The following is a 22635-nucleotide window of genomic DNA, read 5'->3' as shown; positions in this document are numbered from 1 at the left end:
GCCGTGACCCTGGCCTGTATCGGATTGGGCGCCAATCTCGGGGACGCCGCGCAGACCCTGCGCGATGCGTTCCAGGCGCTGGCGGCCCTGCCGCAGACCACACTGCGGGCGCGCTCGCAGCTGTACAGCACGCCGGCGTGGGGCAACCTGGATCAGCCGGCGTTCGTCAACGCCGCCGCCGTGCTGGAGACCCGGTTGCCCGCACCGGATCTGCTGGCTGCTTTGCTGGAGATCGAGCGCCGCTTCGGCCGCGTACGGGATCCTGCCGTGCACTGGGGGCCGCGTGCACTGGATCTGGACGTGCTGCTGTACGGCGAACAGAGCATCGATCTGCCGCAGTTGCAGGTACCGCATCCCTATCTGCATGAGCGCGCGTTCGCGCTGCTGCCGCTGGCCGAGATCGCGCCCGACGCCATCATTCCCGGGCACGGCCGCGTGCGGGATGCTGTGATGCGGGTCGAGGCCTGCGGGATCGCTTCAATAGGAGGATAATGCGGGGCTTATCGCCACCGGTTATCAGCTCATGAGTACCCACGCAGACAGCAAGCCCTGGACCGTGCCCGCGTTGGCCGAGGCCAAGCGCAACGGACAGAAGCTGGTGATGTTGACCGCCTACGATGCCGGGTTCGCCCGCAGCTTCGACGCCAACGGCGTGGACCTGATCCTGATCGGCGACTCGCTGGGCATGGTGGTGCAGGGGCATGACTCGACCCTGCCGGTGACCACCGACGACATGGTCTATCACACCCGCGCCGTGGCCCGTGTACTGCAACGCGCGCTGCTGGTGGCGGATCTGCCGTTCGGCGCCGACGCTACCCCGGAGCGCGCGCTGGATGCCTCGCTGCGCCTGCTGCAGGCCGGTGCGGAGATGGTCAAGATCGAAGGTGCCGGCTTCAAGCTGGACATCATCCGTTACCTGGTCGAGCGCGAGATTCCGGTCTGTTCGCACCTGGGCCTGACCCCGCAGTCGGTGCTGCGCCTGGGCGGTTATCGCGTGCAGGGCCGTGGCGACGCCGCCCAGCAGCTGCGCGATGATGCCAAGGCCGCGGTCGCCGCCGGCGCCAGCCTGGTCGTGCTCGAATGCGTGCCCACGCCGGTGGCTGCCCAGGTCACCGCGGACATCAGCGTGCCCACCATCGGCATCGGCGCCGGCCCGCAGTGCGATGGCCAGGTGCTGGTGCTGCATGATTTCCTCGGTCTGGACAGCGGCCATCGCCGTCCCAAGTTCGTCAAGGATTTCCTTGCCGAAGGCGGGTCGGTTGCCGGTGCGGTCCGTGCCTACGCCGACGCCGTGCGCGACGGCTCCTTCCCCGACGCAGAACACGCCTACGCCTCATGATCGAAACCGTCACCGAACTGTCCCGTCTGCGCGCCGTCGTCAACGGCTGGAAGCGCGAGGGCCTGCGCGTCGCGCTGGTCCCGACCATGGGCAACCTGCACGCAGGGCATTATTCACTGGTCACGCTGGCCCGGCAGTACGCCGATCGCGTGGTCTCCAGCGTCTTCGTCAACCCGACCCAGTTCGGCCCGAACGAGGACTTCACCCGCTACCCGCGCACGCCCGAAGCCGACACCACCGGGCTGGAGCAGGCCGGGTGCGATGTGCTGTGGCTGCCCACCGTTGAATCGATGTACCCGTTCGGCGTCGAGCTGGCGGCCAGCGTCAATGTGCCCGGCATCAGCGGCCTGCTCGAAGGCGCGCACCGCCCGGGCCATTTCGATGGCGTCTGCACCGTGGTCTCGCGCCTGTTCAACCAGGTGCAGCCGGATGTGGCGGCCTTCGGCAAGAAGGACTACCAGCAGCTGGCGGTGATCCGCCAGATGGTGGAAGACCTGGCCTTCCCGATCCAGATCGTCGGGGGCGACATCGTGCGCGAAGACGACGGTCTGGCGATGAGCTCGCGCAACCAGTATCTCAACGCCGAGCAGCGCCCGGTCTCGACCACCATCCACCAGGTGCTGCTGGGCATGCGCGAAGGCTTCATTGCGGGCAAGAGCCGCAGCCTGATCGAGGCCGAAGCCGCCGCGGCGCTGCAGGCCGCCGGGTTCCAGGTCGACTACGCCGTGGTCCGCCTGCCGGACCTGTCCGAGCCGGCCGATGCCAACGACGGCACCCGCGTGGCGCTGATCGCCGCGCGGATCGGCAACACCCGGTTGATCGACAACCTGGAGTTCTGAGGGCTGCGCCCCGCCGGGTAGGGCCACCCCATGGGTGGCTGCTGGGCGATGCCGGACGCGCAGCCACCCATGGGGTGGCTCTACCGGGGCGGCGGGGCGGCCTGAAGATGCTGAACGGTGGGCAGCCCCCTCCCGGGACCGGCGCCGCGCGCCCTGCCGCCGATCCAGCGGGTGCTAGAATTTCCCTTTCCTTTACCGTTGTCCCGTCGCCATGCACCTGTCCCTGCTGAAGACCAAGATCCACCGCGCCACCGTGACGCATTCCGAGCTGAACTACGAAGGTTCCATCGCCATCGATGACAACCTGCTGGCTGCCACCGGCATCCGTGAGTTCGAGCAGGTGCACATCTGGGACGTCACCAACGGTGCGCGTTTCTCCACCTATGCCATCCGCGCCGAAGCCGGCAGCGGTGTGGTGTCGCTCAACGGTGGCGCCGCGCGCCACGTGCAGGTGGGCGACATCATCATCATCGCGGCCTTCGCCAGCATGAGCGAAGAAGAAGCTGACAGCTTCAAGCCGAAGTTGGTATATGTGGACGGCAAGAACCAGATCTCCCACACCAACGACACGATCCCGACACAGGCCGCATGACACAGCACAACGGATTCGACCCGCTTCATTCCCATGCCCAGCGCCTGCGTGGCGCGAGCATCCCTTCGTTGATCGCCGCCGAACCGGGCCGCGCACAATCGCTGGGGCTGCGGGTCGGTCCGTTGTACGTCAATTTCGCGCGGCAGAAATACGACCGCGCGGCGTTGGATGCACTGCTGCAGCTGGCCGCCGAGCGCGATGTCGCTGGCGGCTTCCAGCGGCTGTTCCGTGGTGAAACGGTCAATGTGACCGAAGGCCGTGCGGCGCTGCACACCGCGCTGCGCGGCGATGCCAGCGGCGCTCCGGTGGCCGGTGAGGCCTTCGCCACCGCCGCGCAGGTGCGCCAGCAGATGGGCGAGCTGATCGCCGCGCTGGAAGCAACCACTATCACCGATATCGTCAGCGTCGGCATCGGCGGCTCGGACCTGGGGCCGCGGCTGGTCGCCGATGCGCTGCGTCCGGTCTCCGGGGCGCGCTTCCGAGTGCATTTCGTGTCGAACGTGGACGGTGCCGCGATGCAGCGCACGCTCGCCACGCTGGACCCGGCGACCACGGCCGGCATCCTGATCTCCAAGACCTTCGGCACCCAGGAAACACTGCTCAACGGGCAGATCCTGCATGACTGGCTGGGCGGCAGCGAGCGCCTGTATGCGGTCAGCGCGAATCCGGAGCGTGCGGCCAAGGCCTTCTCGATCGCCGCCGGCCGCGTACTGCCGATGTGGGATTGGGTGGGCGGGCGCTATTCGCTGTGGTCGGCGGTCGGTTTCCCGATCGCACTGGCGATCGGCTTCACGCGCTTCGAGCAGCTGCTCGAGGGCGCGGCGCAGATGGACGAACACGTGCTCACCGCGCCGCTCGAACAGAACCTGCCGGTCCTGCATGCCCTGACCGATATCTGGAACCGCAACCTGCTCGGCCATGCCACGCATGCGGTGATGACTTATGACCAGCGCCTGGCGCTGCTGCCGGCCTACCTGCAGCAGCTGGTGATGGAAAGCCTGGGCAAGCGGGTGCAGCTTGATGGCAGCCCGGTTGCCAGCGACACCGTGCCAGTGTGGTGGGGCGGGGCCGGTACCGATGTGCAGCACAGCTTCTTCCAGGCGCTGCACCAGGGCACCAGCGTGATCCCGGCCGACTTCATCGGCTGCGTGCACAACGATGACCCGTACGTGGTCAACCACCAGGCGCTGATGGCCAACCTGCTGGCGCAGACCGAGGCGTTGGCCAATGGCCAGGGCAGCGAGGATCCGCACCGCGAGTATCCCGGTGGCCGCCCGAGCACGCTGATTCTGCTCGACGCACTGACTCCGCAGTCGCTGGGTGCCCTGATCGCCATGTACGAACACGCCGTGTACGTGCAGTCGCTGATCTGGAACATCAACGCCTTCGACCAGTTCGGCGTGGAGTTGGGCAAGCAGCTGGCCAGCCAGTTGCTGCCCGCGCTGCAGGGCCAGTCGCATGCGATCACCGATCCGGTGACGCTGGAGCTGCTGGGCCGGCTGACCGCCTGACCACCGCGTAGATCCGACCGTTGGCCGGCTAAAAGGGCAGGTAGAGCCGACCGTTGGTCGGCTATCGCGCGCAGCGCGCGGTGTTGATCGATGTGGCGAAGAGCAGCCGACCAACGGTCGACTCTACCGGTTGATGCGCCCGTGTTTGAGCAGCCGACCAACGGTCGGCTCTACCGATGCAGGTTCAGTGCGGGTAGGGCCGACTAAAAAGGCAGGTAGAGCCGACCGTTGGTCGGCTATCGCGCGCAGCGCGCGGTGTTGATCGATGTGGCGAAGAGCAGCGGACCAACGGTCGGCTCTACCGGTTGTTGCGGCCGGTGTTTGCGCGGCCAGCCCGCGCCCGGCCTTACCGGCTTGGGTCGCGCTCCGGGCTCGGCCGCTTGGCCAGCTTGCGCTGCAGCGAGCGCCGGTGCATGCCGAGCAGACGCGCCGCGGCGGACACGTTGCCGCCGGTTTCATGCATCGCCTGCTGGATGTGCTCCCACTGCAGCCGGCTGATCGGGGTCATCGCATCCGGCGGCTCCATGTCGCCATCGTCGGCCGGGCCATCGTCTTCTTCGCCGAGCGCACGCAGGATCATCGGCACCGTGGCCGGCTTGGGCAGATAGTCGTCCGCGCCGAGCTTGATCGCTTCCACCGCGGTGGCGATGCTGGCATAGCCGGTCACCAGCAGGATCCGCATGTCTTCGCGCAGGGCGCGCAGCGGCTGGATCAGCGCCAGGCCGGATTCGGTGCCGAGCTTGAGGTCGATCAGCGCGTAGGCCGGCGGCTGCTGCCGGGCCAGCAGCAGGGCCGAGGCGGTGTCGCTGGCGGTGACGGTTTCCAACCCTTTGCGGGCCAGGCTGCGCTGCAGCGTGCGCAGGTACAGTTCGTCGTCGTCGACCAGCAGGCCATGGCTGGCCTGGCCGGGCGCGGGGGTGAAAGCAGTCATGCGGAAGTCTCCCGTGGGGACAAGGGAAGGCGGAAGCCGACGCGGGTGCCGGCGCCATTGGCCGGGCGCATCCACAGCTCGCCGTCCAGGCGTTCGATGGTGGCGTGGGACAGGGCCAGGCCCACGCCCATGCCATCGGTCTTGCCGCTGTTGAACAAGGTGCCGGGCAGCACGGCCTGGCGGGCATCGAAGCCGTGGCCGTAGTCGCGCACTTCGCCGATCAGGTCATCGCCCTCGATGCGCAGCGACAGATCCACCTGCGGCCGGTCGGCCTTCTCACCCGCGTCGGCGGCATTGTTGAGCAGCACCATCAGCAGGTGCCCGATGCCCGGGTCCAGTGGCAGGGTGAGCGGGGCATCCTCATTGCGCTTCAGCGCGATGGTCGGACGCACCAGCCGCCACTGTTCCAGCACCTGCGGCAACGTCACCGCATCGCGGCCGGGTGCATCGCCGGCGGCCGGGCGGGCGAGGGCGAGCACCCGCTCCCGACACTGCACCAGCAGCTCGCGCAGGGTTTCCACGTCATCGCGGACCTCGCTGCTTTCGGTCTGGTCGGCGATATCGTCGGCGAGCAGGGTCATGGTCGCCAGCGGGGTATTGAGCTCATGCGCCACCGAGGCGGCATGGGTGGCCAGCGCGACGATGCCCTCATTGCGCACGAAGCGTTCGCGCAGCATGGCCAGCTCGCGTTCGCGCTGGCGCAGGGCGATCGCCAGTCGGGTCGCGAACACCAGCACCACCGTGGCCGACAGCAGGAAGTTGCAGACCACGCCCCACTGCTGCATCTGCGCACCGGTGAAATAGCCGCTCGGCAGCGGCAGGCCGAACACGCCGCTTGCTGCATAGCCGATCAGGCAGGCCGCGGCCACGGCGAGGGTCCAGCGCAGGGGCAGGGCGAGCGCAGCCAGTGCGATCAGGATCAGGAAGAGTGAGCCGAAGGGATTGGCGATCCCGCCGCTCCAGCCGACCATCCAGGTCAAGACGGTGACATCCACCAGGATGTGGCAGAACGCGGTGAGTGGTGCGGTGTCGGCATCGTGTACGCGCAGTTGCGCATACAGATTGAACAGGGCCAGTGCAGCCACGCCGGCCCAAAGCGGCAGCTGCGGCAACTCCAGGCCCAGTACCCAGGTGGCGACCAGGATCGTGGCGGCCTGGCCAGCCACGGCCAGCCAGCGCAGGCTGCACAGGGTGCGGAGGAAGGGGGCGTCGGTACCGGTCATGTGCGCACATCGTATGCGCTCCGGCCTGGACCTGCCTGCGACAATAGGCCGCATCCGGGGTAGGCGGCGCGCGCGGGGCGCTGAACATGAGTGCCAACCAACGCTGGGCACCTACCCGTGCGCTGGGCGCGCTAAAATAGGCGGATGCATGACGCCGTGACCCGACCGACCCAACCCGCCGACTCCGCCGTGTGGGCCCGCCGCCAGACCCAGCCCGTCCATATCGGCGGCGTGGTCGTGGGCGGGGGCCATCCCGTGGTGGTGCAGTCGATGACCAACACCGACACCGCCGATGTCGCCTCCAGCGTGAAGCAGGTCGCCGAACTGTGGCGCGCGGGCTCGGAGATGGTGCGGTTGACCGTCAACAATCCCGAGTCGGCTGCGGCCATCCCGCGGATCGTGGAGAAGCTGCAGATGATGGGGATCGATGTCCCCCTGATCGGCGACTTCCATTACAACGGCCACCAGCTGCTGACCCAGGAGCCGGCCTGCGCCGAAGCGCTGGCCAAGTACCGGATCAATCCGGGCAACGTCGGCTTCGGCAAGAAGAAAGACACGCAGTTCGCGCAGCTGATCGAGTTTGCGATCCGCTACAACAAGCCGGTCCGCATCGGCGCCAACTGGGGCTCGCTGGACCAGTCCCTGGCCGCGCGCCTGATGGACGAGAACAGCCAGCGCGCGCAGCCGTGGGATGCCGGGCGCGTGCTGCGTGAAGCGCTGATCCGCTCGGCGCTGGATTCGGCGGAGACCGCCGTGGAACTGGGCCTGCCGCGCGATCGCATCGTGCTGTCGGCCAAGGTCAGCGGCGTGCAGGAGCTGATCGCGGTGTACCGCGACCTGGCCCAGCGCTCGGATTTCGCGCTGCACCTGGGCCTGACCGAGGCCGGTATCGGCAGCAAGGGCATCGTCGCCTCGTCGGCGGCGCTGGCGGTGCTGCTGCAGGAAGGCATCGGCGACACCATCCGTATCTCGCTGACCCCCGAACCGGGCCAGTCGCGCACGGCCGAAGTGATCGTTGCCCAGGAGCTGCTGCAGACCACCGGGCAGCGTGCCTTCACCCCGCTGGTCACGGCCTGCCCCGGCTGCGGCCGGACCACCTCGGAGTTCTTCCAGGAGCTGGCCAAGGTCGTGCAGAACCACGTGCGCGAGAAGATGCCGCTGTGGAAGGTGAGCCACCCGGGTGCGGAGAACATGACCCTGGCGGTCATGGGCTGCATCGTCAACGGCCCGGGCGAATCGCGCCACGCCAATATCGGCATCTCGCTGCCGGGCACGGGTGAAACGCCGGCCGCGCCGGTGTTCGTGGATGGCGAAAAGACGGTCACCCTGCGTGGCGAGAACATCGCCCAGGACTTCGTCACGCTGATCGATGAGTACGTTGAACGCACCTATGTCCGAAGCGCCGGGTAAGCCGACGGTGCTGGCCACGCCGGAGCCGGCCGCCGGCGTCCGCCACTGGATGGGCCGCAACGCCTGGCGCTTCGTGCTGCTGTTCGTGGGCGTGTTGCTGCCGTTGGCGGGCTTCGTCGCCCTGGCCGATGAAGTGCACGAGCTGGAGGCGATCTACTTCGACGACCTGCTGTTGTGGAAGCTGCACGCCCTGCATTCGCCGGGCCTGGACCGGTTCTTCGTGCTGCTGTCCAAGCTGGGCTACGAGTGGTTCCTGATTCCGGCCGACGTGCTGGTCGTGGGCCTGCTTGCCTGGCGCAAACGCTGGCGCGAGGCCAGTTTCGTCGCGATCTGCTTTGCCGGCTCGGCCCTGTTGAACCTGGGCAGCAAGCGCTTCTTCCAGCGCGACCGGCCCAGCCTGTGGGAGTCCATCGCCCCGGAGAGCACCTTCAGCTTCCCCAGCGGCCATGCCATGGGCTCGATGACCCTGGCCGTCACGCTGGTGCTGCTGGCCTGGAACACCCGCTGGCGCTGGCCGGTGGCCCTTGCCGCGCTTGCTTTCGCGGTCCTGGTGAGCGTCTCGCGCATGTACCTGGGGGTGCATTACCCCTCCGATATCCTGGCCGGCTGGTGTGCCGCCCTGGTCTGGGTGGTAGGGTGCTTCCTGGTCATGTTCCGCCGCCGCCATCCGTGGCGGCATCGCCACTGAAACAAATACGGCGGTAAACTGGCCGAAAGCGGCATGAAAGCGGGCTGCACCCATAGGCTGCTCCATTGGATCAGGCAAGGGTGAGAGGCACAGGGGGAGGGCAGGACAGCATGTCTGTGATGCGCGGACCAGAACGCGATGATGGGGAACCCGGTTCCTTGTGATCGCCACATCCCGCGGCTAGGCTTGCCCCCGTTCACAGTGTTTGACGAGGTTGGCGGATGACGATTCGAGTGTATCTGGTGGACGATCATGCCCTGGTGCGTACGGGCATGAAGATGATCCTCTCCAATGAAACCGACATCGAGGTGGTCGGTGAGGCGGAGAGTGGCGAAGATGCGCTGCCGGATATCCGCCGCCTGCGGCCCGACGTCGTGCTGTGCGATCTGCACCTGCCGGGCGTGAGCGGCATGGAAGTCACCGAGCGCGTGGTCCGTGGCGATCACGGCACCCGCGTGGTGATCGTCTCCGTCCTTGAAGATGGCCCGATGCCCAAGCGCCTGCTCGAAGCCGGTGCTTCCGGCTACATCGGCAAGGCCTGCGATGCACAGGAACTGCTGCGCGCGGTGCGTGATGCCGCACTCGGCCGCCGTTACCTGGGCAACAGCATCGCGCAGAACCTGGCGCTGTCGAACGTGGAAGGCAACCATTCACCGTTCGACACCCTGTCCCCACGCGAACTGGAAGTGGCGCTGCTGCTCACCCAGGGCCTGCGCCAGGAAGACATCGCCAAGCGCCTGAGCCTGAGCGCGAAGACCGTCAATACGCACAAGGCCCGCCTGTTCGAGAAGATGGGCATCAACGACAACATCGCGCTGGCGCGCATGGCCAGCCAGTACGGCCTGGTGGATCCGGCACGCCCGATGTAACCCGCCTTCTGGCGGCGGATGGAAAAACGCCCGGGCATGCCCGGGCGTTTTCGTTCAGTGCGCGCGGACCCGCGCGACGATCTTCGCGGCCTGGGCCGCACTCTCGCGCACCTTGTCCCACTCGCCGCGCTCGATCCAACCGCCCGGCACCATCCACGAACCGCCGATGCAGACCACGTTCTTCTGCTCCAGGTACTCGGCTGCCGTGTCTTCGGTGATGCCACCGGTCGGGCACAGCTTCAGATCCGGGATCGGACCGGCCAGACCCTTGATCATCGCCAGCCCACCCACGGCCGAGGCCGGGAACAACTTGCACACCCGGAAGCCGCGCGCATACAGCGCCAGCATTTCCGTCGGCGAGGCCGCACCCGGCACCACCGGCAGCGGTGCCTGCGCCAGCGCATCGGCCATGTGCGCCGGCGTACCCGGCGTGACCAGGAAATCCGCACCCGCATCGATCGACTGCTGCATCTGCTCCACGGTCAACACCGTGCCCGCACCCACCACCACATCCGGCAGCTCGCGCTTGAGCATGGCGAGCGCGTCCATCGCCACCGGCGTACGCAGCGTCAGCTCGATCGCCGGCAGCCCGCCCTCCAACAACGCCGCGCTGACCGCACGGGCCTGATCCAGCGTATGCACCGTCACCACCGGCAGAATGCCGGCGGCCTTCAACAGGGTTTCAGCGCGTTTCTGATGCTCGACGATGCTCATGCGTTTTCAATCCTTATTCCAAAAAGTACGACGCCAACAACGCGCCGATAAGTGTCGGGAGGCAGCGGGATGGCCCCAACCAGGACCGTTACAGCGCCATGGATGGCGCTGACGAGCCCCCATGGATGGGTTCACGGCGCGTCCTGGTTGGGGCCATCCCGCTGCCTCAACCAGAACATCCGGCCGCCGCGTTTGCGTCAGCTCACGCGTCCTTACCCTCATGCGGCGCATCCGCCGCCGCGGCATCATGCCCAAGCTCGTACTCCGCATCGTAATTCCAGATGCTGCCGTCATCGGCCGCCGGCCCGCACGAAATCGACATCGCGCCCTGATCGGCAGGACCCACCAGGCGGCGGCTCATCGCGAACAGATTGCGGCCCAGATCATGCGCCGCCGGTGCGGTGTTCGGCGCCGGCTCACGTGCCGCGAACTCGGCCGCATCCACCAACAGCTCCAGCGTGCCGGCCTCACCATCCAGACGGATGATGTCGCCCTCGCGCACACGTGCCAGCGGACCGCCACGCGAGGCTTCCGGGGTCATGTGGATCGCCGCCGGGAACTTGCCCGACGCGCCCGACAGACGACCGTCGGTAACCAGCGCCACGCGACGGCCCTGGTTCTGCAGCAGGCCCAGCAGCGGCGCCAGCGAATGCAGCTCCGGCATGCCGTTGGAGCGCGGACCCTGGTAACGGACCACCGCCACGAAATCGTGCGGCAGCACACCGGCAGCGTGCAGCTTGTTGAGGACCTGCGGCGCATCGACCACCACCGCCGGCGCTTCGATCGTGCGGAACTCCGGCTTCACCGCCGACAGCTTGATCAGCGAACGGCCGAGGTTGCCGCGCAGCAGGCGCAGGCCGCCCTGGGATTCGAACGGATTGGCCACGCCACGCACCACATCCGGATCGGCGCTCTCGCGCACACCGTCGATGTAGGTCAGCTTGCCGTCGCGCAACGCCGGCTCCTGGCCGTACTGCGGCATGCCGCCTTCGGCCACGGTCTGCAGGTCGGCGTGCATCAGGCCGGCCTCCATCAGCTCACGGAACACGAACGCGGTGCCGCCCGCGGCAGCGAAGCGGTTCACGTCGGCTTCGCCGTTCGGATAGACGCGGGCCAGCAGCGGGATCAGCTGCGAGAGCTGGTCCATGTCGTCCCAGGTCAGCACGATGCCGGCCGCACGCGCCACTGCGATCCAGTGGATGGTGTGGTTGGTCGAGCCGCCGGTGGCCATCAGGGTGACCACGGCGTTGACGATCGCGCGTTCGTCGATCAAGCGGCCGAGCGGTCGGAAGTCGTCGCCCAGCGCGCTGATCTCCAGCGCACGCACAGCTGCCTGGCGGGTCAGTGCATCGCGCAGCGGCGTATCCGGATTGACGAACGAGGCGCCCGGCATCTGCACGCCCATCGCCTCGAGCAGGGTCTGGTTGGAGTTGGCGGTGCCATAGAAGGTGCAGGTGCCGGCGCCGTGGTACGAGGCGGCTTCGGCTTCCAGCAGTTCTTCGCGGGTCGCCTGGCCGGCCGCATAGCGCTCGCGCACTTCGGCCTTCTGCTTGTTCGGAATGCCCGGGGTCATCGGGCCGGCCGGCAGGAAGATCGCCGGCAGGTGGCCGAAAGCGAGCGCACCGATCAGCAGGCCCGGCACGATCTTGTCGCAGACGCCGAGGTAGACGCTGGCATCGAACATGTCATGGCTCAGGCCGATCGCGGTTGACTGGGCGATCACATCGCGCGAGAACAGCGACAGCTCCATGCCGCCGCGGCCCTGGGTGACGCCGTCGCACATCGCCGGCACGCCACCGGCAACCTGTGCGGTCGCGCCGAGTTCGCGCGCGGTTTCGCGCAGGATCTCCGGGTAGTGCTCGAACGGCTGGTGCGCCGAGAGCATGTCGTTGTACGCGGTGATGATGCCCAGGTTGGGCGTCACGCCGCCGCGCAGGCGCGACTTGTCGGTCGGGCCGCACGCGGCGAACCCGTGGGCGAGGTTGCCGCAGCTCAGGCGCGAACGGAACGGACCGTCGCGCAGCGCCGCGTCGACACCGGCCAGGTAGGCGGCGCGCGAGGCGACGCTGCGCTGGACGATGCGCTCGGTGATGGCATGGAGTTTGGGATGCAGGCTCATTGGCTACCGGCTATGAGAAGGCGAACGGAACAACACCGGGGCAACTCAGTCACACCAGTGGACGCGCAGTTTCGCGCCGTCGAGATCGATCGCGTTGAGGATGGGATACAGCTGCGGATTGTTGCTTTCCAGCGCGTGCTTGAGCACTTCCAGCTTCTGCTTGCCACGCAGCAGCAACAGGCGCTGGCGGCTCTGCTTCAGGCCGTGCGGCGTGAGGGTGATGCGCAGCGGCCACTGGTTCGCACCGGGGCAGCCGGTGGCATCCAGCGCCGCGTAGGGCAGGGTGCTTTCCAGTGCGCGGTTCAAATCCTTCGAACCCGGGAACAGCGAGGCGGTGTGGCCGTCATTGCCCATGCCCAGCACGCTCACGCAGGGCCGCTGGCTGTGCCGGGCCTGCAGGTTGGCGCTGTAGACGCACTCGGGCAGCGGCTTGCCGACCCGCACCAGCGGATCGAAATGCGCGCCTTCAGCACGGGTGAGAAAGCTCTCCTTCACCAGCCATGCATTGCTGTCGCGATCCTGCGGCGAGAGCCAGCGCTCATCGACCAGGCTCACTTCCACCCGGTCCCATTGAACGTCCAGCTCGGCCAGTGCCTGGTAGATCGGCGCCGGCGTGGTGCCGCCGGAGAGCAGCATGCGCGCCCGGCCGAACTCGGCGATGTCGCGGTTGAGCTCGGCGGCCATTTCGGCGGCCACGGCCTCGATCCAGCCATCGGCATCGCCATGGCGGATCAGGGTGAAACGATCGGACGTATCCAGGGTATTCATGCGGTGCCTCCCGGCAGATCGCGTTCCACATCCGCCGCATACGCGGCCGCGCCGAGCAGGCCGGGGCTGGGGTGCATCACCGCCAGTGACGGCACCTTGGACATGATCGAAGAGAAGCGGCCCTTGTGTTCAAAGCGCTGGCGGAAGCCGGAGTGCTGCAGCGAATCGAGCATCTTCGGCACCAGGCCGCCGGTCAGGAACACGCCATCCCAGGCGCCCTGCATCAGCACCAGGTCACCGGCGATCGCGCCGAACACCGCACAGAACACATCCACGGTCCGCATCGCCTGCGGGTCGCCATGCAGCGCACGCGCGGTGACGTCCACCGGCTGCAGCTGGCCCGGATCGATGTCGGCCATCTCGCACACGGCGCGATGGATGTTGACCAGGCCGGGTCCGCAGATCAGGCGCTCGTTGGAGACACGGCCGAACTGTTCGGACAGGATTTCCAGGATGCGGATCTCTTCCGGCGTCCCGGGCGGGAAGCTGACGTGGCCACCCTCGGTTTCCAGCGGATAGCAGCGGCCGTGGCGCAGGATCAAGCCGCCCACGCCCAGCCCGGTGCCGGGGCCGATCACCGCGTAGTTGCGCGGCTGGCCCGGCTTGCCCGGCACCCACGCCGCGCCGCCGACCTGGATCACATCGTGCGGCTGCAGCAGCGAGATCGCCATCGCCTGGGCGGCGAAGTCGTTGATCAGGTGCAACTCATCGAAGCCGAGCATGTGCGCGGTGCGCATGCGCGAGATCACCCACGGGTGATTGGTGATGCGCGCTTCGTCACCGTCCACGCGGCCGGCCACGGCGAACACGCCGCGCTTGGCTTCCGCGCCGATCTGTTCGAGATAGTGCCGTGCGGCCTCGCCCAGTGAAGGGAACTCAGCGACGGCGAATTCGCGGATGCTGTCCTGCTGCAGTGGCGCGGCCAGCGAGGTGTCGGCGAGCGCGAAGCGAGCGTTGGTACCGCCGATATCCGCGACGAGGACCGGCTGGGACAACACCGTCATGCCTGGCCACCACGGGCAGCGTCGGCGTCGGCATCGGCGGGCAGGAAGCCGGCCGCTTCTTCCGGACCCCATTCACCGGCCGGGTAGGGCTGCAGCGGCAGCTTGGCTTCCTTCCATGCGTCGCTGACGCTGTCGATCCAGGCCCAGGCCGCGCGCACTTCGTCATCACGCACGAACAGCGCGTGGTTGCCGTTGAAGGCATCCAGGAACAGGCGCTCGTAGGCGATGCGGCGGTGCAGGCCGGTGGGTACGGACAGTTCCAGTTCCAGCGGGTGCAGTTCCAGCGCGCCCCATTCCGGGCCGGCCAGCGAACTCATCAGGCCCAGCTCGATGTTTTCCTGCGGCTGCAGCTGGAAGGTGATCCGGTTCGGGGTGGCGTTGCCGCGGTGCGGTCGTTCGAACAGCCAATGGGTGACCGGCTTGAGCGTGACCACCACGCGGGTGGTGCGCTCGGCCAGGCGCTTGCCGGTGACCAGATGGAACGGCACGCCGGACCAGCGCCAGTTGTCGATATGCGCGGTGACGCCGGCGAAGGTTTCCACATCGCTGCCTTCCGGCGGCTGGTAGGCCTGCGCGGGCTGGCCATTGATGGTGCCGGCGGTGTAGCGGCCACGCACGCTGTCACGCGCGGCGTGCTTGGCATCGAGCGGGCGCAGGGCGCGCAGCACCTTGACCTTCTCATCGCGGATGCGATCGGCTTCCAGCGAGGCCGGCGGCTCCATCGCGACCAGGCACAGCAGCTGCAGGATGTGGCTCTGGACCATGTCGCGCAGCGCACCGGAGCGGGCGTAATACGCATCGCGGCCGTCCACGCCCTCGCTCTCGGCGACCAGGATATGCACCGATTCGATGTAGTTGCGGTTCCAGACCGCCTCGAGCAGCGTGTTGCCGAAGCGCAGCGCGATCAGGTTCTGCACCGCGGCCTTGCCCAGGTAGTGATCCAGGCGGAACACGCGGTCTTCGTCGATCCACTGGCCGATGGTGGAGATGATCTCCTCGGCGCTGGCGCTGTCGCTGCCGATCGGCTTTTCCAGCATCAGCCGGTGCGGTGCGGCCAGGGCGCCGCCCTTGGCCAGGCCTTCGCAGGTGGAGATGTACAGGCCCGGCGGGATCGCCAGGTAGCTCACGCACTTGCGGTCGACCAGGTCATGGACCGATTCGGCCACGGACTCGGGATTGCGCAGATCCACCGAACGGTAGTCGATGCGCTGCAGCAGCGAGTGGATGTCGTCCTGGCTGGCCATGGGCATGGCCTGCTGCAGGCGCGGGCGCAGGATCTCGCGGAAGGCCTCGGTATCGTGCGGCGACAGCGCCAGCGCACGGACCTTGAAGTCTTCGGGGAGCAGGCCGTCGCCCAGCAATCGCAGCAGCGAGGGGAACAGATAGCGCTGGGCCAGGTCACCTGTGGCGCCAAACAGGAAGAGGGTGTCGTGCATCGCTCGAGTTTCAGATCCGGGTGACATCGTTGTCAATCGCTTCTCGTCTATGTTCTCGGGGGTCGGGCGGGGTCCGTTGTCTGCTTGTTGCAGGTGCAGCACGCCCCATGGATTCCGCCCGGCATGATGGCCTGCCGACCGGGTGTCGTGGGAGATATCGCATCCTCCCCGGCATCCCGATCACGGCCGACCATCGGATAGTGCCACGTGAAAACGTTTACATGGCAGAATGCGCAGACTGTATTCGATTGCAGTGGTCGCCGTCATGCGGCACCACGCCATCGACCTGCCATCGGGAGGGCCGAAGGCAGTTCCGCATAACAGCCCGGAGACCGGGCGGACTGGAATGGTGATATGGCAAAAGTGCAGTTGCAGGGCGTTCGCAAGGTCTACGACAACGGTCAGGTGGCCGTGCAGGGCGCGACCTTCGAAGTGGCCGATGGTGAATTGATGGTGCTGGTGGGGCCGTCGGGGTGTGGCAAGTCCACACTGCTGCGCATGGTCGCCGGCCTGGAGGAGATCAGTGGCGGCACGCTGACCATCGGCGAGCGCGTGGTCAACGACGTGGCGCCGAAAGATCGTGACATCGCCATGGTGTTCCAGAGCTACGCGCTCTACCCGCACATGACCGTGGCCGAGAACCTGGCCTTCGGCCTGAAGCTGCGCGGCCACGACAAGGCGACGATCAGCAAGCGGGTCAGCGAGGCGGCCGAAACGCTGGGCCTGACCGACATGCTCGACAAGCTCCCCAAGGCGATGTCCGGCGGCCAGCGCCAGCGCGTCGCGCTGGGCCGCGCCCTGGTGCGTGAGCCGGCGGTGTTCCTGCTGGATGAGCCGCTCTCCAACCTGGATGCGAAGCTGCGCCACAGCGTGCGTACGGAAATCGCGCAGCTGCACCGCAAGCTCGGCACCACGATGATCTACGTGACCCACGATCAGGTGGAAGCGATGACCCTGGGCCAGCGCATCGTGGTGCTCAAGGACGGCGTGATCCAGCAGATCGATACCCCGATGGCGCTGTATGACCGTCCGGCCAACCTGTTCGTGGCCGGCTTCCTCGGCAGCCCGGCGATGAACGTGCTGCGCGGCACCCTGCAGCGCACCGACAGTGGCTATGCCGTGCAGGACACCGGGCTGACCGCGCCGCTGGGCCAGGCCCGGATCGATCAGGCGTGGGTCGGCAAGGCGATCGCCGTGGGCGTGCGCCCGGAGCATCTGCAGCCGGCCGCCGCCGGGGATGCGACCGCGTTCGAGGCGATGATCGATGGCATCGAGCCGGTCGGCAACGAGATCTTCGTCAACATGACCAGTGGCGGCCAGCCGTTGGTGATGCGCGTGGCGCCGCAGGCGTTGCCCTCGGTGGGCGAGCCGATCCGTGTGGCGATCCACCCGCAGGGCCTGCATTTCTTCGATGCAGAGACCGGCGAGCGGTTGAACGACGCGTAACACGCGGCCGGGTTACGGGGTTGCCGGCCAGCGGCCGGCACTACCCGTGCCCGAATCCGGCAGTGCCACCAGATCCGGCAGTGCCACGAGATCCGGCAGTGCCACCAGATCCAGTAGTGCCACCAGATCCGGTTGTGCCGGCCGCTGGGCGGCTCCCCGTACACCCATCAACGTTCATGGCGTGCCGCATCGATCAACGGTCGATGCCTACCGGGTCTACCGCGCCAGACCGTCCAGCAAGGGCAGGTGAGCGGCCTGGACCCCGCCGACGCTCAACGGCTCCGGCGCGATCTCCAGCGGCAGTACCGCCAGGGCCAGGTCACCGGCCACCGACGCGACCGTGCCGATCGCCGCCTCGTTCTGATGTACCTGCGTGCCGCTGGTCGTGCCCTCCACGACCCGCAGCAGCTGCAGGGCGCGCTTGGCCTTGCCCAGGAAATGGGTGCGGGCCACGATTTCCTGGCCCGGGTAGCAGCCCTTCTTGACGCTGTACCCGTTCAGGCGGTCCAGCCCCAACTGCTGTGGCGTCCACTGCTCGCGCTGATCGGCGTCCAGTCGCGGCAGCCCGTAGCGCAGGTCGGACTGGCGCCAGGCCAGCGCGATATCCGCACTGTCGGCCGCAGCGGCCACGGCATCGGCCGCGCCGATCCGCAGGCTGCGCGGAAGCACATCGCTGCCGAGGTCCAGTTCGAGGTTTTCGCCGGCAAGTTGCGCAATCGCGGCCCCGGAGGCCGCTTCCGGCGCGGTGAAGCTCGCCACCACGGCCAGGTCGTTGCGCACCTCGATCCGGACCTTGCGGCGGAATACAAAACGCTGCAACTGCGACGCAATCGCATCGGCGTCGCCGTCGGCGAGCAGCAGCACGATGCGCTCCTCCTCCAGCCGCAACAGCTGGAACACAGCAATGGTGCGGCCCTTGGCCGTCAGCCAGGCACTCCACTGCCAATGCCGCAGGGGCAGGGCGGTGACGTCGCTGGAGAATTGGGCATGGGCAAAGGCGGCCGCATCGGCACCGCTGAGACTGAGCAGCTGGTGACCGGGGAGGCGCGAAAAGCCGGCGAAATCGGAGGGCAGGTTGTCAGGCACGTGAACGGGGTCTAAAATTTGTGCGTTGCGAGAACACCCATGATAGGCCAAACAACCCCCACTCCAGATTCTGAAGCTGAAGGCACGCTGGTACCGGAGGAGCAACCGCTCCCCGCGACGCCGGCAGTGCCTTTGGAAATCGGCGGCCGCGGCGGACTTGATCCGGTGCGGTACGGAGATTGGGAAAAAAACGGACGCTGCATCGATTTTTGATCAGCATTGAGCCAACGCGGCATTGCGCCGCCCAGCCGAGATAACGAGCCCAGCGAATGGCCGCCAGAGAACGTCCCCTTTCCCCGCACCTTCAGGTGTATCGCTGGCAGATTCAGATGGCCACCTCGATCCTGCATCGAGCGACCGGCATCTTTCTGTCTGTTGGAGCCCTGATCATTGCCGGCGGCCTGCTCGCCCTGATGATGGGTCCTGAATCCTGGAACTGCTTCACCGGCCAGGCCGGTAGCTGGTACGGCAAGCTCTTCCTGTTCGCCTGGACCTGGTCCTTCGCCTACCACCTGTGCAATGGCATCCGCCATATCGTGCAGGACTTCGCGATCGGCTTCTCCATCCCCGCCTTCGTGCGCAGCAGCTGGGTCTCGGTGTTCGCCAGCCTGGTGATCACCGCCCTGATCTGGGCCTATGTCTTCATGGGAGCGGCCGCATGAACAAGTACCGTACCCCGCTGAAGAACGTGCGTGGCCTGGGCGCCGCCAAGACCGGCACCGAGCACTTCGTGATGCAGCGCCTGACCGCCACCGCGCTGGTCGGCCTGAGCATCTGGTTCCTGGTGTTCGTGCTGAGCCTGATCGGCGCCGATTACGTGACCGCCACCGACGCGGTGTCCAAGCCGTGGAACGCGGTGCTGCTGGTCGGCTTCCTGGTCGCGATGTTCTGGCATGCCCAGCTCGGCCTGCAGGTCGTGCTGGAAGACTACATCCACAATTCGCTGCTGGCCCTGGCGCTGCAGACCACGGTGAAGTTCATCGCCGTGCTCGGCGGGATCGTCAGTGTTTTTGCGGTCGCCCGCATCGCGCTCGGCGTCGCCTGAGTCCAGGCACCAAGACAGGAATCCAGATTAGATGTCCGCTTACAAGATTACGGAACACAAGTACGACATGGTCGTGGTCGGCGCCGGCGGTGCTGGCCTGCGCGCCACGTTCGGTCTTGCCGCCAAGGGCCTGCAGACGGTCTGCCTGACCAAGGTCTTCCCGACCCGTTCGCACACCGTGGCCGCGCAGGGCGGTATTTCCGCCGCGCTGGGCAACATGGGTGAAGACGACTGGCGCTACCACTTCTTCGACACCATCAAGGGCTCGGATTGGCTGGGTGACCAGGACGCCATCGAGTACATGTGCCGCGAAGCGATCCCGGCCATCATCGAGCTGGAACACTACGGTGTGCCGTTCAGCCGTACCGAAGAAGGCAAGATCTACCAGCGCCCGTTCGGCGGCATGACCACCAAGTACGGCGAAGGCCCGTCCGCGCAGCGCACCTGCGCCGCGGCCGACCGTACCGGCCACGCCATGCTGCACACGCTGTACCAGCAGTCGCTGGCGCACAACGCGCGCTTCATGATCGAGTACTTCGCCCTCGACCTGATCTTCGATGACGAAGGCGTCTGCCGCGGCGTGCTCGCGCTGGACATGGCCGACGGCTCGCTGCACCTGTTCCGCGCCCATGGCGTGGTGCTGGCCACCGGCGGCTACGGCCGCGCCTACTTCAGCGCCACCTCGGCCCACACCTGCACCGGCGACGGCGGCGGTCTGGTCATGCGTGCCGGCCTGCCGATGCAGGACATGGAGTTCGTGCAGTTCCACCCGACCGGTATCTACGGCGCGGGCTGCCTGATCACCGAAGGCGTGCGTGGCGAAGGCGGCATCCTGCGCAACAGCAACGGCGAGCGCTTCATGGAGCGCTATGCACCGCACTACAAGGATCTGGCCTCGCGCGACGTGGTGTCGCGCTCGATGACCATCGAGATCCGCGAAGGCCGCGGCGTCGGCGAGCACAAGGATCACATCCTGCTCGACCTGACCCACCTCGGCCCGGGCGTGATCGACGACAAGCTGCCGGGCATCGCTGAAAGCGCCCGCATCTTCGCCGGCGTGGACGTGCACAAGCAGCCGATCCCGGTCATCCCGACCGTGCACTACAACATGGGCGGCATCCCGACCAACTACCACGGCGAAGTCGTGCGCAAGGTCGGCGACAACCCCGATGCGGTCGTGCCGGGCCTGTACGCCATCGGCGAAGCGGCCTGCGTGTCCGTGCACGGCGCCAACCGCCTGGGCTCGAACTCGCTGCTGGATCTGGTCGTGTTCGGCCGTGCGGTGGCCAACCGCTGCGCCGACACCATCAAGTCCGGCGCACCGCACAAGACCCTGCCGTCCGATGCCTGCGACAAGGCCCTGGGCCTGCTCGACAAGCTGCGTTACGCCAACGGCGACACCCCGACCTCGGTCATCCGCGATCGCATGCAGCGCACCATGCAGAACGACGCGGCGGTGTTCCGTACCAGCAAGACGCTGGAAGAGGGCTGCACCAAGATGGCCGAGATCTTCGACTCCTTCCAGGACGTCAAGGTCTCCGACCGTTCGCTGGTGTGGAACTCGGACCTGATCGAAACCTACGAGCTGAACAACCTGCTGCTCAACGCGGTGGCGACGATCAACTCGGCCGAACAGCGCAAGGAAAGCCGCGGCGCGCATGCGCATGAGGACTTCCCGGACCGCGACGACGTCAACTGGCAGAAGCACACGCTGGTCAACGTCGACGAGAACGGCAAGTGCGAGTTCGACTACCGTCCGGTCCACATGTACACGCTGAGCAAGGACGTGGACGTCGTCCCGCCCAAGCCGCGCGTTTACTAAGAGACCTGCGGCATGACCTCCGTCCACGCAGCGCTCGCCACCGCCACCTCCCGCACGGGTGGGGTGGTGCGTGCGCCGCGGGCCGGTGGTGTCGACTTCCTCATCTTCCGTGCTACCCGCGCCTGCTCTGCAGCGCGAGCCGCCTGAGCCAACGAGAACAGCCATGGCCGAGTTTTCCCTCCCCAAGAATTCCAAGATCGGAAAGGGCAAGCACTTCCCCGCCCAGACCGGTGCGAAGAACACCCGCACCTTCAAGATCTACCGCTGGAGTCCCGACGACGACAGCAATCCGCGCACCGATACGTATGAGATCGATCTGGACGCCTGCGGCCCGATGGTCCTGGACGCGCTGATCAAGATCAAGAACGAGATCGATCCGACCCTGACCTTCCGCCGTTCGTGCCGCGAGGGCATCTGCGGTTCGTGCGCGATGAACATCGACGGCACCAACACGCTGGCCTGCACCCGCGCGATTGCCGATTGCGGCAAGGCTGAAGTGCCGATCTACCCGCTGCCGCACATGAGCGTGGTCAAGGATCTGGTGCCGGACCTGACCCACTTCTACGCGCAGTACGCCTCGATCAAGCCGTGGATCCGTACCCAGACCCCGCCGCCGCCGGATCGTGAGCGCCTGCAGTCGCCGGAAGACCGCAAGAAGCTCGATGGCCTGTACGAGTGCATCCTGTGCGCCTGCTGCTCGACCAGCTGCCCGAGCTACTGGTGGAACGGCGAGCGTTACCTGGGCCCGGCCATCCTGCTGCAGGCCTACCGCTGGATCATCGACTCGCGCGATGAAGACACCGGTGCGCGCCTGGACGAGCTGGAAGACCCGTTCAAGCTGTACCGCTGCCACACCATCATGAACTGCTCGCGGACCTGCCCGAAGGGCCTGAACCCGGCGCTGGCCATTGCCGAGATCAAGAAGCTGATGATGGCGCGTCGCGCCTGATCCACGTATGTCCTGTAGAGCCACGCCATGCGTGGCTTCGCAGAAAAAGATCGAAACAGTAGAGCCACGCCATGCGTGGCTTTGCAGAAAAAGATCGAAACGGTAGAGCCACGCCATGCGTGGCTTTGCAGAAAAAGATCGAAACGGTAGAGCCACGCCATGCGTGGCTTTGCCTTATCTGGAAACGCAGAAAATGGACGAAGCAACTGAACTGAAAAAGCTGCGCTGGCGTTGCCGCCGCGGCATGCGCGAGCTGGACCAGCTGTTCGGCCGTTATCTGGACCGTTGCTGGCTGCAGGCACCGACAGACGAGCGCGAGGTTTTCCTGTTCCTGCTCGAGAGCGAGGACGATAAGTTGTGGCGCTGGTTCATGGGTTACGAGGAGTGCCCGCATGCAGCGCCCGCCGCCCTCATCGCCCGGATCCGCGCCCTTCCAGCGTGAGTGGTATCCCTCGCGCTGGCAGTGCCGCGCGCTGATCGCCATGGGCGCTGTGATGCCCTGGGCAGTGTGGGCGACCGATCTGCCCGCGCCGTGGGGCGTGCCGCTGGGCATGGTGGCGATGGCCGGCACCTGGTGGGAGGCGTGGCGATATGCGCGCCGCCCGGGCTGCGTCTTCGTGATTCCGGCGGACGAAGACCCGGTGCAGGTTGATGGCGAGCCGGTCGAGGCGCTGCAGATGCGGTGCCGCGGCCCGCTGGTGCAGCTGGGGTGGCGCCAGGACGGCCGCCGCCATTGGCGCCTGTTCTGGCCCGATACCCTTCCCCCGGGGCAGGCACGTGAACTGCGACTAGCCGTCCGGGCACACTGCATTTCCCGTTCACCCCCTGCAGTGGCACCATAGCC

25 protein-coding genes are annotated in these 22635 nt (G+C 67.0%); 16 read left to right on the top strand and 9 right to left on the bottom strand.

Annotation, left to right across the window (positions count from 1 at the left end):
- The first annotated feature begins 3 nt into the window (after positions 1-3).
- The 5 genes from folK (at position 4) to pgi (ending at position 4281) form a co-directional block, all read left to right on the top strand.
- Positions 4-492, top strand: coding sequence for a 2-amino-4-hydroxy-6-hydroxymethyldihydropteridine diphosphokinase (gene folK / locus ABE483_RS13200; RefSeq protein ID WP_346465524.1), 489 nt, complete (start codon positions 4-6; stop codon positions 490-492).
- Between the two features lie 31 nt (positions 493-523).
- Positions 524-1339, top strand: a complete 816-nt coding sequence (gene panB / locus ABE483_RS13195; RefSeq protein WP_121041839.1) for a 3-methyl-2-oxobutanoate hydroxymethyltransferase — start codon at positions 524-526, stop codon at positions 1337-1339.
- A complete protein-coding gene (panC, locus tag ABE483_RS13190) occupies positions 1336-2178 on the top strand; it encodes a pantoate--beta-alanine ligase (protein ID WP_019183274.1) in 843 nt (280 codons plus the stop codon). Before panB ends, panC begins: the two co-directional genes overlap by 4 nt.
- Before the next feature lie 211 nt (positions 2179-2389).
- Entirely contained in the window at positions 2390-2770 is a 381-nt protein-coding gene (gene panD / locus ABE483_RS13185; RefSeq protein ID WP_019183273.1) for an aspartate 1-decarboxylase, read from the top strand.
- Positions 2767-4281: a glucose-6-phosphate isomerase gene (gene pgi / locus ABE483_RS13180; protein WP_346481845.1), complete on the top strand. Its 1515-nt coding sequence runs from the start codon at positions 2767-2769 to the stop codon at positions 4279-4281. Before panD ends, pgi begins: the two co-directional genes overlap by 4 nt.
- A 346-nt stretch (positions 4282-4627) precedes the next feature.
- Here the strand turns inward: pgi and ABE483_RS13175 are convergent, their stop codons facing one another.
- Together ABE483_RS13175 and ABE483_RS13170 are read right to left on the bottom strand one after the other, a co-directional pair.
- Complete coding sequence (locus tag ABE483_RS13175) at positions 4628-5212, bottom strand: response regulator transcription factor (RefSeq protein ID WP_019183269.1); 585 nt, start codon at positions 5210-5212, stop codon at positions 4628-4630.
- On the bottom strand, positions 5209-6435 hold the full coding sequence (locus ABE483_RS13170; protein ID WP_313212903.1) for an ATP-binding protein: 1227 nt from the start codon (positions 6433-6435) through the stop codon (positions 5209-5211). The genes ABE483_RS13175 and ABE483_RS13170 overlap by 4 nt, the downstream gene beginning before the upstream one ends.
- A 144-nt stretch (positions 6436-6579) precedes the next feature.
- On the opposite strand from ABE483_RS13170, the gene ispG reads away from it, so the two are divergent.
- The 3 genes from ispG (at position 6580) to ABE483_RS13155 (ending at position 9402) form a co-directional block, all read left to right on the top strand.
- Positions 6580-7845, top strand: a complete 1266-nt coding sequence (gene ispG, locus ABE483_RS13165; protein WP_313217914.1) for a flavodoxin-dependent (E)-4-hydroxy-3-methylbut-2-enyl-diphosphate synthase — start codon at positions 6580-6582, stop codon at positions 7843-7845.
- Positions 7826-8533 (top strand): phosphatase PAP2 family protein, encoded by a 708-nt coding sequence (locus ABE483_RS13160; RefSeq protein ID WP_346481844.1) that lies wholly within the window; start codon positions 7826-7828, stop codon positions 8531-8533. Before ispG ends, ABE483_RS13160 begins: the two co-directional genes overlap by 20 nt.
- Before the next feature lie 221 nt (positions 8534-8754).
- The gene (locus ABE483_RS13155; RefSeq protein WP_019183265.1) at positions 8755-9402 is read left to right on the top strand and encodes a response regulator; all 648 of its coding nucleotides are present in this window, start codon (positions 8755-8757) and stop codon (positions 9400-9402) included.
- Between the two features lie 54 nt (positions 9403-9456).
- Here the strand turns inward: ABE483_RS13155 and ABE483_RS13150 are convergent, their stop codons facing one another.
- The 5 genes from ABE483_RS13150 to zwf form a co-directional block, all read right to left on the bottom strand.
- A complete protein-coding gene (locus tag ABE483_RS13150) occupies positions 9457-10116 on the bottom strand; it encodes a bifunctional 4-hydroxy-2-oxoglutarate aldolase/2-dehydro-3-deoxy-phosphogluconate aldolase (protein WP_346463690.1) in 660 nt (219 codons plus the stop codon).
- A 202-nt stretch (positions 10117-10318) separates the two neighbouring features.
- A complete protein-coding gene (gene edd, locus ABE483_RS13145) occupies positions 10319-12235 on the bottom strand; it encodes a phosphogluconate dehydratase (protein WP_346463688.1) in 1917 nt (638 codons plus the stop codon).
- A 45-nt stretch (positions 12236-12280) separates the two neighbouring features.
- Positions 12281-13003, bottom strand: coding sequence for a 6-phosphogluconolactonase (gene pgl / locus ABE483_RS13140; RefSeq protein ID WP_346481843.1), 723 nt, complete (start codon positions 13001-13003; stop codon positions 12281-12283).
- Positions 13000-14007 carry a glucokinase gene (gene glk / locus ABE483_RS13135; protein WP_313217922.1) on the bottom strand — a complete coding sequence of 336 codons (1008 nt, stop codon included), beginning with the start codon at positions 14005-14007 and terminating at the stop codon, positions 13000-13002. The genes pgl and glk overlap by 4 nt, the downstream gene beginning before the upstream one ends.
- A complete protein-coding gene (gene zwf, locus ABE483_RS13130) occupies positions 14004-15443 on the bottom strand; it encodes a glucose-6-phosphate dehydrogenase (RefSeq protein WP_313211456.1) in 1440 nt (479 codons plus the stop codon). The genes glk and zwf overlap by 4 nt, the downstream gene beginning before the upstream one ends.
- A gap of 354 nt (positions 15444-15797) precedes the next feature.
- On the opposite strand from zwf, the gene ugpC reads away from it, so the two are divergent.
- Positions 15798-16889, top strand: coding sequence for a sn-glycerol-3-phosphate ABC transporter ATP-binding protein UgpC (gene ugpC / locus ABE483_RS13125; protein WP_313211458.1), 1092 nt, complete (start codon positions 15798-15800; stop codon positions 16887-16889).
- A gap of 12 nt (positions 16890-16901) precedes the next feature.
- Here ugpC and ABE483_RS13120 read toward each other — a convergent pair whose 3' ends face one another.
- A complete protein-coding gene (locus tag ABE483_RS13120) occupies positions 16902-17057 on the bottom strand; it encodes a hypothetical protein (RefSeq protein ID WP_346481842.1) in 156 nt (51 codons plus the stop codon).
- Positions 17058-17105: 48 nt separating this feature from the next.
- Positions 17106-17975 (bottom strand): folate-binding protein, encoded by an 870-nt coding sequence (locus tag ABE483_RS13115; RefSeq protein ID WP_313211460.1) that lies wholly within the window; start codon positions 17973-17975, stop codon positions 17106-17108.
- 39 nt (positions 17976-18014) lie between these two features.
- Between ABE483_RS13115 and ABE483_RS13110 the strand changes: the two genes are divergently transcribed.
- The 7 genes from ABE483_RS13110 (at position 18015) to ABE483_RS13080 (ending at position 22633) form a co-directional block, all read left to right on the top strand.
- The gene (locus tag ABE483_RS13110; RefSeq protein WP_102788321.1) at positions 18015-18188 is read left to right on the top strand and encodes a DUF1674 domain-containing protein; all 174 of its coding nucleotides are present in this window, start codon (positions 18015-18017) and stop codon (positions 18186-18188) included.
- Positions 18189-18244: 56 nt separating this feature from the next.
- Complete coding sequence (sdhC, locus tag ABE483_RS13105; RefSeq protein WP_313211464.1) at positions 18245-18637, top strand: succinate dehydrogenase, cytochrome b556 subunit; 393 nt, start codon at positions 18245-18247, stop codon at positions 18635-18637.
- Entirely contained in the window at positions 18634-19020 is a 387-nt protein-coding gene (gene sdhD / locus ABE483_RS13100; protein WP_313211466.1) for a succinate dehydrogenase, hydrophobic membrane anchor protein, read from the top strand. The genes sdhC and sdhD overlap by 4 nt, the downstream gene beginning before the upstream one ends.
- A gap of 31 nt (positions 19021-19051) precedes the next feature.
- Positions 19052-20842, top strand: a complete 1791-nt coding sequence (sdhA, locus tag ABE483_RS13095; protein ID WP_121041870.1) for a succinate dehydrogenase flavoprotein subunit — start codon at positions 19052-19054, stop codon at positions 20840-20842.
- Between the two features lie 163 nt (positions 20843-21005).
- Positions 21006-21791 (top strand): succinate dehydrogenase iron-sulfur subunit, encoded by a 786-nt coding sequence (locus tag ABE483_RS13090; protein ID WP_088432210.1) that lies wholly within the window; start codon positions 21006-21008, stop codon positions 21789-21791.
- A gap of 193 nt (positions 21792-21984) precedes the next feature.
- On the top strand, positions 21985-22233 hold the full coding sequence (locus tag ABE483_RS13085) for a succinate dehydrogenase assembly factor 2 (protein WP_019183252.1): 249 nt from the start codon (positions 21985-21987) through the stop codon (positions 22231-22233).
- Positions 22184-22633, top strand: coding sequence for a hypothetical protein (locus ABE483_RS13080; protein ID WP_346481841.1), 450 nt, complete (start codon positions 22184-22186; stop codon positions 22631-22633). The genes ABE483_RS13085 and ABE483_RS13080 overlap by 50 nt, the downstream gene beginning before the upstream one ends.
- Positions 22634-22635 lie beyond the last annotated feature (2 nt).

The sequence above is a fragment of the Stenotrophomonas sp. TWI602 genome (assembly GCF_039674045.1).
Taxonomy (GTDB): Bacteria; Pseudomonadota; Gammaproteobacteria; order Xanthomonadales; family Xanthomonadaceae; genus Stenotrophomonas.
The sequence above is the reverse complement of the archived record's forward strand: the minus strand, read 5'-3'. Positions and strand labels throughout refer to the sequence as shown.

Coding starts and splice junctions, on each gene's coding strand:
- panB (WP_121041839.1), top strand. CDS start 524: ATGAGTACCCACGCAGACAGCAAGCCCTGGACCGTGCCCGCGTTGGCC.
- panC (WP_019183274.1), top strand. CDS start 1,336: ATGATCGAAACCGTCACCGAACTGTCCCGTCTGCGCGCCGTCGTCAAC.
- panD (WP_019183273.1), top strand. CDS start 2,390: ATGCACCTGTCCCTGCTGAAGACCAAGATCCACCGCGCCACCGTGACG.
- pgi (WP_346481845.1), top strand. CDS start 2,767: ATGACACAGCACAACGGATTCGACCCGCTTCATTCCCATGCCCAGCGC.
- ABE483_RS13175 (WP_019183269.1), bottom strand. CDS start 5,212: ATGACTGCTTTCACCCCCGCGCCCGGCCAGGCCAGCCATGGCCTGCTG.
- ABE483_RS13170 (WP_313212903.1), bottom strand. CDS start 6,435: ATGACCGGTACCGACGCCCCCTTCCTCCGCACCCTGTGCAGCCTGCGC.
- ispG (WP_313217914.1), top strand. CDS start 6,580: ATGCATGACGCCGTGACCCGACCGACCCAACCCGCCGACTCCGCCGTG.
- ABE483_RS13160 (WP_346481844.1), top strand. CDS start 7,826: ATGTCCGAAGCGCCGGGTAAGCCGACGGTGCTGGCCACGCCGGAGCCG.
- ABE483_RS13155 (WP_019183265.1), top strand. CDS start 8,755: ATGACGATTCGAGTGTATCTGGTGGACGATCATGCCCTGGTGCGTACG.
- ABE483_RS13150 (WP_346463690.1), bottom strand. CDS start 10,116: ATGAGCATCGTCGAGCATCAGAAACGCGCTGAAACCCTGTTGAAGGCC.
- edd (WP_346463688.1), bottom strand. CDS start 12,235: ATGAGCCTGCATCCCAAACTCCATGCCATCACCGAGCGCATCGTCCAG.
- pgl (WP_346481843.1), bottom strand. CDS start 13,003: ATGAATACCCTGGATACGTCCGATCGTTTCACCCTGATCCGCCATGGC.
- glk (WP_313217922.1), bottom strand. CDS start 14,007: ATGACGGTGTTGTCCCAGCCGGTCCTCGTCGCGGATATCGGCGGTACC.
- zwf (WP_313211456.1), bottom strand. CDS start 15,443: ATGCACGACACCCTCTTCCTGTTTGGCGCCACAGGTGACCTGGCCCAG.
- ugpC (WP_313211458.1), top strand. CDS start 15,798: ATGGCAAAAGTGCAGTTGCAGGGCGTTCGCAAGGTCTACGACAACGGT.
- ABE483_RS13120 (WP_346481842.1), bottom strand. CDS start 17,057: ATGGGTGTACGGGGAGCCGCCCAGCGGCCGGCACAACCGGATCTGGTG.
- ABE483_RS13110 (WP_102788321.1), top strand. CDS start 18,015: ATGATAGGCCAAACAACCCCCACTCCAGATTCTGAAGCTGAAGGCACG.
- sdhC (WP_313211464.1), top strand. CDS start 18,245: ATGGCCGCCAGAGAACGTCCCCTTTCCCCGCACCTTCAGGTGTATCGC.
- sdhD (WP_313211466.1), top strand. CDS start 18,634: ATGAACAAGTACCGTACCCCGCTGAAGAACGTGCGTGGCCTGGGCGCC.
- sdhA (WP_121041870.1), top strand. CDS start 19,052: ATGTCCGCTTACAAGATTACGGAACACAAGTACGACATGGTCGTGGTC.
- ABE483_RS13090 (WP_088432210.1), top strand. CDS start 21,006: ATGGCCGAGTTTTCCCTCCCCAAGAATTCCAAGATCGGAAAGGGCAAG.
- ABE483_RS13085 (WP_019183252.1), top strand. CDS start 21,985: ATGGACGAAGCAACTGAACTGAAAAAGCTGCGCTGGCGTTGCCGCCGC.
- ABE483_RS13080 (WP_346481841.1), top strand. CDS start 22,184: ATGCAGCGCCCGCCGCCCTCATCGCCCGGATCCGCGCCCTTCCAGCGT.